The following is a 12002-nucleotide window of genomic DNA, read 5'->3' on the forward strand; positions in this document are numbered from 1 at the left end:
CACTCAAAAGTTAATTTGTATTAGAGTAGCGTTTTTTTCACCTTAAATTATCACAAAAGCTTAACAATTGATAAAAACTTTAAATAATGCGCTTTATGCCATTTTTGGGGTGCTTTCAAGGTCAAACTCACTTACATGCTTAATTAGCTCCGGAAAGAACGCTAAAAACACGGCTTCTAATTCGTCGTAGTTACGCGTTATATCATCGGCCGCGCCCGCAAAGTTATTAGTAAAACGGATGCGGTTAGCAATATTATCAAGTGCTACTCCTATTCCCTCAACGGTTTCGTACTCTTTAAACCAATCGTTTTTGGTCATACTTGTTACAACATGCTGCATGCGCGGCGGCATCACAGGTATGCGATTATTCAAAAGCTGATAGCTGGTGTACTTAAAATCACTTAAAGGTTGCTTGCTAAAGCGCTGCCAATGCACAATTAAAAAATGATCAAACATCACATCAATAGCCACACCAGCAAAACGTTTACGCTCGGGAGAAAAGTACTGCTTGGCGTGTTTAACTGCGCGGTGGGAGTCTGTAAATTTATCGACTAAATAGTGGTTATCGAGCCCGTTTTTAACCGTATTTGGTAAGTGCTCTATATGCCTTTTACCACCAAAGTCACCCAACAAGTTTCCAAAGTGAGAATCGGCTGTGGGCTGCGCTAAATAAAGATGAGCTAAATAATTCAAAGTGTTCTCTGGCTTGGCTAATACAAACAAATAATAACGTAAATTTAAACCAAACTCACATTCGTGTTTAAAGCAGTACTTATGGTTTTGCTTACCAATTTTACTCAAACACGCCGTAAAGTATTGTTTAAACCGGTAAATAGAAAAGTGATCAATCACTGGGCTCTATAAAAAAGCCACTACAATAAGCTGTAGCGGCTTTTTAATGCTTTAGCTTTGTTAGTTTGATCAAAACTAATTACTCGACTTAACCCAATTTCCATTGTCATTTTTACTGTAGCTATTTTTAACCGCAGACCAAGCCACTTTGTGCGCAGTGGTTTCGCGGTCGTCGTCGTTTTTTCTATCGCTTGGGTCCTTGTAGGTATCCCACGCACTATTAAACGCCTCTTGATATATCTCTTGAGCATGTTTAGGTAAGTTACTTTTTACCGACTCAGGTAGTTCGTCCCGGTTTTTATATGGCATAACATTCTCCTTATATTTACTCTATTACGCCACAAGCAACGCGGCTACCACCGCCGCCTAATGGCTTTGGCTCATCTGCATAGTTGTCACTTCCTTCGTGAATCATCACTGCGTGTTGTTTAAGTTGTTCAAGCGTGAGCCTTGGCGCTAAAACAGGCGATTTAGCTTGGCCACTTTCATTTACATACAACGCCGGTAAATCACCTAAATGACCGTTAGCCCAAGGATAATCATGATGCTCGCTAGCTTTTGGATCGAAATGCCCACCAGCGCCACCACCAGGCACGACCTTATCGCCTTTTTTCTTGGGTTCACAACTAGCAAATTGATGAACATGAAAGCCATGCTGCCCAGGCGTTAAACCTTTTAAGTTTGGTGAAAAAACAACGCCGTGAGCATTTTCTGTTAGTGTAATAGTGCCTAGTAATTGCCCCTGCCCCGACTTAGTAACTTGGTGCATTTCAACGTTTACATTAGCCAGTGCACTATTTTGTAGTAAAACGCTGGTAAATAATATTGCAAAAGCCGGTTTTAAAACGCGGTTTAAACTTTTTTTAGCTTTTGAATCAAACTGCAAATAATTCATCATCATCTCCTGGTTTATACCAATCTGCTTATATATGGGGTCTATTTAACGTTAAGAAAATTACGCTAGAACTAGACAAAAATTTTTATATCTAGTTGTTCTCGGCAATTGCTCCCTGCATTGCTCTACCTCCTGCATCCATGCAGTCGTAAATAAAAAATTTTAACGACGTTATAGTGCAATTTAATTCGTTAAATTGATCAAAGATTTATGCAGGTTGGTATTAGTATCAAATTAATAAAACAATAACGCTAAATTAAGCTGCTATTAAACAAGTAGTTTCAATGTCTATACCAGTCCTATGTGCAAACATATATTTATGTATTTTTTAGTCGTAATTTATTGATTAAAAATAATTTTAACTAAATAGCTATTTAATTAATGGGCTAACTTTTAGCCAAAGATTAAGTGAAAACCAAGGCATATTTACAAAGCTCGTGAGAAAAGATTACCAACGTCCCTACCAAAAAAGACAAGCCAAGTGAAAAAGAGGATCTTAAAGAGGCAGTTATTACTTAGGCGGTAGTCTCAAGTGTTGGTGTTGGTTGAATGGCCGTACGTTATAAATTTAAGAAGCGCCAATCTAAATAAGCCTTCTAAGATACTCTTCACGCATTATATTTATAAGGGGTATTTATTTTTTATTATCAAAGCTTGTTTAAAACCAACCCGCTTATATATGGGTCCATTTAATGACAAAAAGTTACGTTATTTAGTTGTTCTATATCAGAATTTTTAACGCAGTTAGCGTCAGATTTAATCCTTAAAATCAATTAAGTATTGTTGCTCGGCGCTAAAAAGCGAGCACAAAAAAAGGTGAAACCAAGTTTCACCTTTTTAATTAATTAGCTAGCATTACGCTGTAGATACGTTACTTGCGCCTGCATTGTTAAGTATTTCTTCAATAGCGTTTTTGTTGTCACTATCGTACTTAATACCAATTAATATAGAGCCTTTTTCAATGGCATCTTCATAATACTTAATTTCGTGCTCGGGGATAAACGCACCAATTGCGGCACCTAAAGTACCACCTACTGCAGCGCCTGCGCCACCAGCAGCAAATGCAGCGACTAATGGTCCGGCAACTAATAAGCCTGTGCCACCTGTTGCTACAGTCCCTACGGCAGTGAAACCACCAATAATTGCAGCAAGAATACCACCCGAAGCCGCGCCAATAAGGCCGCCTTCAGAAGCTTTAGTACCTTCGTCTACAGCAAAATCTTCCTTTGCGTATGAGTCGTTGGCTACAATACTTATATCAGCTTCGTTAATACCTAAAGCTTCTAATCTATAAATTGCGAGTGTTGCTTGTGATGCACTTTCGAATAACCCAGTAATAACGGTACTCATAATAACTCCTTTATTTATTTAAGAAAATACACTTACTACCAAGCAAAACTTAAACCAAGTAAATTATTATTTAAAATCAATAATATAAAACAAAACCCCGTGCTAACACTCTTATTATTAGAGTAAAAATTGCCAAATTTTGTAAAAAACTCCTACCCACATAAACAAACTTAATAACAAGCGATAGCAGTTTTAATATAAATATATTTACAAAAGGAAAATTTATTACTCAGACCATGTAATTTCGGCTAATTGGTTAGTCGCTGTTTGGTGAATAATCAGCCCGTTATTCCCCATGCGCATATGCCTAATTAAGCCTGAGTAAACCCCCTCTTTACTCGGAATTTGCCAGCTCTGCATGGTTTCGGTATTAAGGTCGAACCTTACTAAGGTTTCAGGGCGTTTGGCTGACTCGTTAAACCAAATGGCGTTATCGGCATATTCAATTGCATACGGGTGACTGTTTTCACCGCTGGGATTATCCCACTGAGTGATCTTCTTGGTTTTTGGGTTATAGCGGCCAAGTTTACCCATACCAGAGTTAACATAAAAAACCATATCGTCAGGCGTAATGGCAAGCCGCCTTGCATGCGTTTTGGCGCCAGGGAGTTTAATTTCGCTAAGCTCCATGTTCTTTTTATCAACTTTAACCAAACAGTTACTACCATTACACGACACCCACGGCGTGCCGTTTGAATCAAGCTTAATACCATATGGCCGTGAGCCTTTAGTGGGTAAAGTAACGAGTTTAATATCGCCAGTTGTAGGGTCTAGCTTGCCAATCATATTACTGTGTTGGAGGGTAAACCAAAATATACCTGCCTCGTCAAATACACCGGTATGCGGGTCGCGGGCGTTTTTATCGGGCATTTTATACACTTTAAATTTTTCGGTTTTTAAATCTAAATATCCAACCGTGCCATTTTTATTACCTAAAAACCAAGGCGTTTGATTTTTATCAAGCGACACACTGTGCGCATAGGTACCACTTGGCAGTGTGTACTCTTTCATATCGCCGGTTTTAGGGTCTAACCTACCTAAAATATTACCCCACTGGCCAACCCACCAAATAAGTCCATTTTTACCTTGTACCGGATCGCGAGCGCGCTGCCCAAGCGTAGGCACTTGCCAGTACTTAAAGCTAAGCTTTAAATCGCCCGTAACAACCTTAGACTCGCGCTTGGTATTAACAGGATAATGCTCAGCTAAATAAGCGCTTATATCTTTACTAAGCGCAGTACCCTCGCCCGTATCAACCATATAGCTTATTAATGTTTGCCAGTCCTGCTGACTATAACCCGCGCTACTCTCAAGGTTATTTAAACTATGGCAACTAGCACAAAGCTGCTCAACTAGCGGCCCTTGCTCGTTACTAAGCACAGTTACCGGTGCAGCCAAAGTGCCCGACACAGCCATTACCGCAACGTATTTATTAAATAAAAATCGATTTTTACTCATAACGCCCTCCCTTGTTTTTTAATATTAAAGCATAGGGCGAAGGTGTTTACTATATGTACAGATAAGCCAACTAGAAGGTAAGTTAACTTGCTGAGTAAATGCCTCAAAAATAGACCTGAGCACAGTGGCACGGCTTTACGTTGGTTATTTAGCTGATGCTTAAGTGTGATTTAAAACGACTAAATTACACAAAGAGAATAATAGCCGCTTAAAAAACCTGATTTAAAGTCTTCAGAGTCTATCGGTATGTAAATTGCTGGTACTACTGTTCTTACTTAAAGAGTTACATATTGATAACTCACGCTACAACTAAATAATCGAGGGTAATATGAGTAATAAACAGCTAATTACGACGATAGGTATAGGTCTGGCCGCAGCATCAGCAGGTATGTTAACAAGGAAAACTTTACAAAAATCGTGGGAAAAGGTTACCAATGAACCAGCCCCAAAAGATAGACCAAGCGAAGAAACCGATCTTAAAGAGGCCGTTACATGGGCAGTAGTCTCAGGTATTGGTGCGGGTGTTGCACGAATGGCCGTACGTTATGTACTAGACAAGCGCCGATCCAAATAAACCGACCCAATTAATACCTCTTATAAGTATTAAGCGTAATGCGATGAGGTTCTAAAAGCGGCTTGCGACAACCACTCCCTAGTTGTCGCAAGCAACTTGGTAAAAACCTAGGGCGCCTTGCGACATGCACTCCTAAATTTTAAGCTGATACACTCTATTAAACATTAACTCCCTTTCAAAGTTGTTGCCTGCCTACAAGCTTGCGTATAATGCCCGCATTCCGGCTGCATTTATTAGCCGCTAACTTGGATTTTATTAATGAAAAAACTCTCTGCAGTGCAAATAAAGCAGCAAGCACTTGTACTTAATACTGCTGAAAAATTAGAAGAACAAGGCCGCGCTGAGCTCTCAGGTATGCTGCAATGCTGGTTTGATGTGGAATATCACTTATTTCCAAGTTCACTACTGCTGTGCTTTCAGTTTGAAAACGAGCAAGCCTTAGCAGCCGCAGAGCCAGATTTATTAAAGTGGCAAAAGCGTTTAAGCGGCGCAATGCTTAAAAAAGGCGTTATTTTAAAAGATATGCGTAAACACTTAGTGTTTACCTTAAAAGGGCCTGACGATTAATAGAGGGTTTTAAAGGGATATAAGGCCTTTCGCTCGTGTAGCCGAAGCGCATAAAACCATAATGAAAAGCCGTTGCATTCCTGTAACGGCTTTTTACTTTTATTAGAGCTTAAAGTAGTACCTATAAAGATCAATTTTGGCTCGGGGATTTTTATTAGCCGATGATGCCAATTGGTCGTTAAAAAATACTAATGCACGGCAAAAGCAAATATCAGTTGATTCAACGTTAATTGGTTGCCCTAAGTTAGCAATAGTAGGATAGTAAATTACACATAAAAAAATAGCTTTATCTTAGGAGTATTATGATCAAAGTATTACTAGCGACCAGCTTAATTGCCTCTTCATTCGCTGTTTTAAGTAACCCTTTAACTGTTGAAGAACAGCGTATCAACAAAGCCCAAACAGCTATGCCAAATGTTTTAAAAGCATTTACCCCACAAATATCAACTTTTGAGCAACAATTTAAAGAATTAAACGACTTTAAAAGTGCAAAAATATTAGTACAAAGCTTTAGCTTTGAACTGTGGGAAAACGCCAAGCAACGCATAGTAAAAACCAACAATTACGACGACCGAGAGCTCTACTGGGCACGCCTGCTTTCAAGTAAAGTAATACGCACAACATCACCTAAATTTTCAATTACGCAGGCCCAACTAAATACTTTACTAACCCTACTTGAGGAAGGCAGCAGAGGACGTACCGACCTTGCTTTTTCATCAGGCAGCACTAAAAAAATATTACTTACAGGCTTTGACCCTTTTTTACTCGATAAAAACATAAACCAAAGTAACCCCTCAGGTGTTGCGGCGTTATTACTCGACGGCCAAGTTATTAATTACAACGGCGTGAGCGCAGAAATAAACACCGTTATGGTGCCTGTACGCTACGAAGACTTCGATCAAGGCATAATAGAATCGCTACTTGCCCCCTACTACGCACTTAATAATGTAGACATGGTAGTAACCGTAAGTATGGGCAGAACAGAGTTTGATTTAGAGCACTTTCCGGGTAAACGTCGCAGTGTAACCGCCCCAGATAATGCCAATATTGTGTATGGTGGAACGCAAACGAGCCCAATAATACCAAAACTTAATGGCCGACCACTCCCGGGCAACGAGTTTGTAAAATTTAGCTTGCCTGTAAGTTACATGCAACAAGCCAAAGGCCCTTATAAAGTTATCGACAATCACGAAGTCACCACGCTTGAAAAAACCTATAAAGCAGGTTCGTACGGCGAGCTTAAAAATAGTATTGCGGTAAATGGCGGCGGCGGTGGTTACCTGTCTAACGAAATATCGTACCGAAGTATTCGCCTGCGCGATGCGCTTAATTCAAGTATACCTACAGGGCATATTCATACCCCACGTATACAACAGTTCGAACCTGAAACAGAAGCTAAAATAGTAAAACAAATAAAGGCAATGCTAGAGCAAAGCTTAGTCGCGCTATAGGTTATAACTACTAGTTTAAGCGCATAATAAAGGGCAATAACATTGCCCTTTTTAAATGGGGCTACTAGGGGCTGGTTTTACATTTTTCCTTAATCACAAAAGGCAAAAAGAAAGAGCTGACCCTGCCGGTTGTGGCCAATTTTATTAACCACTACAATCCTTTAGTTTTTAATTGAGTTTATAAAAAGCCTGTGTGATATTGATGAGTGAAAAGAGATAAGCAATCCAGTAATATAAAATACTCGATAGATTATAAAATAGGGAGGCAGGAAAAGTGGAAACCAGCTCCCAGTGACTTTTTACTTTACGACTGATTTTAACAATGGATAGAAGAAAAAAGGACAGAATTATATGATTTCGTTACCCGCTTCTTTAGCTTTAGACAAAATTGAAGACTTTCAAAAAAAGCTAGATAAACTCGATCATTTAGACACGCTTAAAATACCAGTCGGTAGTAGTAAATTTGCTTTTGGTGGGCTTGCCAGTGCAATTCAATCAGTTAATACTTGGGCTAGTCTTAGTAATGAGCGAAAAGTTGTAATTAAGCCAAGTGTCAAAACCAAAAATGAAGCACTTGAAGATATTATTGTACAACCTCATAAATTTACCGCCCTTATGATGGCAAAGCAAACTGAATTGCTAGATGCAAAAGAACCTAATATACGTAGTGAAGCAAATCAACTAGCTAAATTAGCAATAGAAAAGCAACCATCAGAAATATATGGTCAGAATCGTGGCAGATTGTGTTGGTACTCTTTTGTAGATCACAGTACGAAAGGCTTTGATAGAAATTTTTACGATGCAATTCCTGATTACCACCCTTCACCTAAAAATATAGGTCAGATTACAAGTATTATTAAGTCTATGGTTGAGCAATCTTCTAAAGTTGCTGGTGGTGGAGTTCTCCCTGAAAAAGAAAAAATCAATAGCTTAGGTCGTATGTTTTACGAATTATTCATTAATACGCATGAACACGGTAGTCGTGACATGGATCGGAAAACATGGATAAAACCGGCAACTCGAGTAATTTATACATATGGAATAAACTTAACAGATAACGCAATTAATAATGCAGTAGAGCAAGATCTAAATTTTAAGAATTACATTTCAAGACTATCAGTAACTAAAACTCAAAATTCTTCACGCAGGTTTGTAGAGATTAGCATTGTTGATTCTGGGTTAGGCTATTGTGGACGCTGGCTTGCTGATCATCCTGGTGAGGGTAATTTGCGTGATATGGATATTAACCAGCAGTATCAGATTCTTAAAAGATGTTTTCAATTTAGAAGTTCTTCAACAAAAAGTGAGATAAAAGGAAATGGCCTTCCCGCAGTAATGGCAAACTTAACGAACCTTAATGGATTTATGAAAATTCGTTCTAACAAACTTTCGGTATTTAGAGACTTCGCAAACCAACCTTTTACGTCGAATGAAATAGATAGTTTCGATTTTTCTGATTGGGAAACAAATGCTCTTTGTTCTAACCACTTAACAGAGCACACTGAATTAAGAGGGGTTGCAATAACTGTATTAATCCCACTTTATGATAAGACTGATGCTAAGGATTTAGCGTAATGAGTAATTATTTTACTTTTAGATTTCAAGAAACAAATGAACACAGACAATCTCTAGTCGTATTTTGTCACTCTGACTTTGAAGTGTCATCTTTAACAAAAGTGATTAAAGAAGATGTAGATGAAAATCTAATACCTCAACGAGTGTATTTAATGGGGTATGATTTAACCTCAACAGTGAAAGAAGAGCTTACTTCCGATAGTTTTTTTGTAGATGAAATAGATTCATGGATTGGTACTTTTGCGGATAAAGTATCCTTTTTAACAGTGACTTCTGCGGGTCTAATTAAAGAGTTTGACTCCAATGAAAATTTTAGTTTTTCCTCCCAGCTTTTAACTACTGGGGCTGGATCAATATTTGAGAGTAGAAAAGGCCTAATAACATCTTTGCCAAGTTATCACTTTTTAAAACCATCTGGTGATCACTGCGATAAGTTTATACGTGCGTCAAATTTATTTGCCTCCGGTATTGAAGTTGCATTTTTAGCTATTGGTTTACTCCCCTACCTTAAATCGAATATTAAGCGTATTTATGTAGACTCTTCATCAATTTCTTTCTTAGTTAGTATCGCGATTCAATTAAGTAAACGTTTTGGTGAAAAATTCCCTGTTATTGAAAGCTTTGAGTCATATTCTGTTTTTAACAAGCCTTATAGTTTTCATGAAGATGATGACAGTTTAGTAGTCATTTCAGCTACAACTAGTGGAGGCCTTGCGCACAAACTAACACAAGAGCACACTTTTAAACCTTCCAATATTATTACGCTGTTTTACTCTCGAATTAAAGAGCGGCAAGAAGCAATCTTCGATATATCAGGAGCTGTTGGTAAAATTACATCAGTTGCTCCCTCTAGCTGTAAGTTATGTGAAGATGGCTCTAAGCTTATTAAAATTGAAGGAGAACAGTTCATACCTGAAACCCCAAAACATGAGCTATTGGTTATTAAAAAGACAGATTTTAATGAAGGTAGACAAAAATTCTTTAAGGCGTTTGCAACTAAGAACCTTCTTAAATTTAATACAGCTCCATGTGATAACTGGGATAGAGAACATTTTTTCGTAGATGTTAAAAAGTTACTTGAATTAGAACCAGATGCAGAATTAGATGCATTCAGAAATTATTTGGTCAAAAAAGTAAATAAACACTTTTCAAAAGATATTAGCAAAGTAATTTGCCTTGACGATGATGATGCAAAATCACTTGCAGATGAAATAGTAAAAATTGCTCAAGCTCCTGCTGAATACGTAGTCTGCTATAACGACGTTACAGATGATGATTTTAAAGGTCGTAGCTCGGTAATGGTTGTTGCTAGTGCAATAACATCAGGTAGAAAACTACTTGCAACGGCAAGAAAGTTAAGAGGGATAGATCCTTCCGCGACAATTACTTATTTGGTTGGATTTTCTAAACTTCCGACTATTGATGCTTTTGAACAACTTAGAAAAGATCTCTGCTTAGGCGGCCATGAACTTATCCCGCTTAAAACATGCTGCTTACCCAGATTAAGTGAAAAAGCACTTACCCCTTGGGATACTGAGCGAGAAAAACTTTCTGTATTTGGTGATGTAGAAGATCCACTATCGGATGATACTGGCAAGTTGCCTCCATTACTAAAAGATCGACTATGTGAGCTCAATGAATTTTCCAGTCAAGACGAGCTATTTTTGAAATCTCCAACTGGTTCAAACCTATCTTTGAGGGGGACATTTGCTTTTTGGGCAGGACTAGACCTAGAAACCAGTGAATCTTCTCAAGCTGATGTTTACTGGACTATTCAATCAATTGTTCACGACTTAAGAATTGAAAATGATAAAGGCTTAGCCACTACATACCATTCCACTTTGTTAAGCCCTGTGTGCTTTGATCGTTTTAATGATGGTGTGATTCAAGCATGTTTGCTTAGAGCTGCAAAACCAACAGAGCTAAACTACGCTGTTGATGAAGATTTCAGTAGGCAAATAACGGATATTATTATTTCTGTTATAAAAAATAGTGGTAACCCTCAAGGTGAAGGCTGCTTAGAGTTTCTTCTAGCAATATGGTCTGGAAGATTAAAAGTTCAGGACAAACACTTGGAAGAGATATTAGCTTTAAAAGATACTGTTGTGCTTGAAGATGTTAAGTTCATTTTAAATAGAATATCAAAATAAAGCACTTGTAAGGTGAATCATCTTTTATTCTTCTTACAAACAATTAAAAGACTAAGAGGTGCAGACTAAAGGGGTCAAATTTTGACTTCATACATTAAGGTCTTAGCTGATAAATATTGCGTTTTGCTAAGACCATACACCAATCTCACTTTTAACACCCTCCCCCCGTCATTACGCCCTGAAAATAAGCAATTGATGAGTAATGTCGCGCATGGATGCGCGATAAGGCGAAACTAGGCCATGGATGGCCTATCTTCGCCGCTTACGTTCACATCAATTGTGGTTTGAAGGATTAAGCGTGATGCTCGGGTGGCGCTGAGAGTGTCCAGAGAGGGACCAGCGGCAGCCCCTCTTTGGCTGTCGTCGCCAGCGCGACAAAACCTTGAATAAGGTTTCTAATCTTTAAAAGTACCAAACGCATTCACATTATCGGTGACTATAACCTCAAACACCTATTCAAATACTTATTCGGACAGCCGCCCGCGCGTCAGCAAGCTAAACGCATACAATAAATAACACATACTCTTGGCTTTTGAACGAGTTAGTATATTTGTGATTCGTTGGGTTTCGTTGCACTTTGCCTAACTTACGCTACTTGTGTTGTAAGGCGAAAGTTAAGTGCTTTCATCACTTTAAAAATAGTTTCCCAACGTGGCTTGGTTTTACCGTTAACTGCTTTATATAAGCTTTCACGGTTTAACCCCGTTGCTTTAGCAATATCACTCACGCCATGCTTTTTAACTAATAAGCCAAGTGCTTCGATAAAGGTATTTGGATCATCATCAGCTAAACACTCTTCTAAAAATGTATTAATTTCTTGCTGTGTTTCCATATAGTCAAACGGGTTAAAATCTGATGTTTGTAGCGCCATAATAATTACTCTAATTTATTCAACTTGCTGAACAAATGTAGCCTAAAAACTACAAGCATACAATGTTATTTATAACTTTAAGGCTGCCGCCCGCGCGTCAGCAAGCTAAACGCCTACAATAAATAACACATACTCTTGGCTTTTGAGCGAGTAAGTATATTTGTGATTTGTTGCGTTTCGTTTCACTCTTTCCAACCTACGCGCATATTATTTATGACGAATTACTATGCACAAAAAAGCCGTTGCATTGCTGCAACGG

11 protein-coding genes are annotated in these 12002 nt (G+C 38.3%); 5 read left to right on the plus strand and 6 right to left on the minus strand.

The genetic code is table 11. The features are described 5' to 3' along the window. Window positions 1–93: 93 nt before the first annotated feature. From BW142_RS01580 to BW142_RS01600, 5 genes are all read right to left on the minus strand, one after another. Window positions 94–693 (minus strand): ACP phosphodiesterase, encoded by a 600-nt coding sequence (locus BW142_RS01580; protein WP_076923780.1) that lies wholly within the window; start codon window positions 691–693, stop codon window positions 94–96. A gap of 234 nt (window positions 694–927) precedes the next feature. Then, window positions 928–1161 carry a ChaB family protein gene (locus BW142_RS01585; protein ID WP_039485228.1) on the minus strand — a complete coding sequence of 78 codons (234 nt, stop codon included), beginning with the start codon at window positions 1159–1161 and terminating at the stop codon, window positions 928–930. A 16-nt stretch (window positions 1162–1177) separates the two neighbouring features. Next, window positions 1178–1747 carry a superoxide dismutase family protein gene (sodC, locus tag BW142_RS01590; RefSeq protein WP_083707538.1) on the minus strand — a complete coding sequence of 190 codons (570 nt, stop codon included), beginning with the start codon at window positions 1745–1747 and terminating at the stop codon, window positions 1178–1180. 855 nt (window positions 1748–2602) lie between these two features. Further along, window positions 2603–3097, minus strand: coding sequence for a hypothetical protein (locus tag BW142_RS01595; protein WP_024590238.1), 495 nt, complete (start codon window positions 3095–3097; stop codon window positions 2603–2605). Between the two features lie 225 nt (window positions 3098–3322). Further along, the gene (locus BW142_RS01600) at window positions 3323–4555 is read right to left on the minus strand and encodes a cytochrome C (RefSeq protein WP_076923674.1); all 1233 of its coding nucleotides are present in this window, start codon (window positions 4553–4555) and stop codon (window positions 3323–3325) included. A gap of 328 nt (window positions 4556–4883) precedes the next feature. On the opposite strand from BW142_RS01600, the gene BW142_RS01605 reads away from it, so the two are divergent. The 5 genes from BW142_RS01605 to BW142_RS01625 all read left to right on the plus strand — a co-directional run bounded on the left by BW142_RS01605 (window position 4884) and on the right by BW142_RS01625 (window position 10872). After that, window positions 4884–5129: a DUF4235 domain-containing protein gene (locus BW142_RS01605; RefSeq protein WP_002958040.1), complete on the plus strand. Its 246-nt coding sequence runs from the start codon at window positions 4884–4886 to the stop codon at window positions 5127–5129. A gap of 258 nt (window positions 5130–5387) precedes the next feature. After that, window positions 5388–5696 (plus strand): hypothetical protein, encoded by a 309-nt coding sequence (locus BW142_RS01610; RefSeq protein ID WP_076923675.1) that lies wholly within the window; start codon window positions 5388–5390, stop codon window positions 5694–5696. A 302-nt stretch (window positions 5697–5998) separates the two neighbouring features. After that, on the plus strand, window positions 5999–7147 hold the full coding sequence (locus tag BW142_RS01615) for a hypothetical protein (protein ID WP_076923676.1): 1149 nt from the start codon (window positions 5999–6001) through the stop codon (window positions 7145–7147). 351 nt (window positions 7148–7498) lie between these two features. Continuing rightward, the gene (locus BW142_RS01620) at window positions 7499–8722 is read left to right on the plus strand and encodes a hypothetical protein (protein WP_076923677.1); all 1224 of its coding nucleotides are present in this window, start codon (window positions 7499–7501) and stop codon (window positions 8720–8722) included. Further along, complete coding sequence (locus BW142_RS01625; protein ID WP_076923678.1) at window positions 8722–10872, plus strand: hypothetical protein; 2151 nt, start codon at window positions 8722–8724, stop codon at window positions 10870–10872. Before BW142_RS01620 ends, BW142_RS01625 begins: the two co-directional genes overlap by 1 nt. A 586-nt stretch (window positions 10873–11458) precedes the next feature. On the opposite strand, the gene BW142_RS01630 is transcribed toward BW142_RS01625, so the two are convergent. Next, window positions 11459–11743, minus strand: a complete 285-nt coding sequence (locus tag BW142_RS01630; protein WP_007579952.1) for an addiction module antidote protein — start codon at window positions 11741–11743, stop codon at window positions 11459–11461. Window positions 11744–12002 lie beyond the last annotated feature (259 nt).

The organism is Pseudoalteromonas sp. EB27 (genome assembly GCF_001974875.1).
In the GTDB taxonomy this organism is placed as follows: Bacteria; Pseudomonadota; Gammaproteobacteria; order Enterobacterales; family Alteromonadaceae; genus Pseudoalteromonas.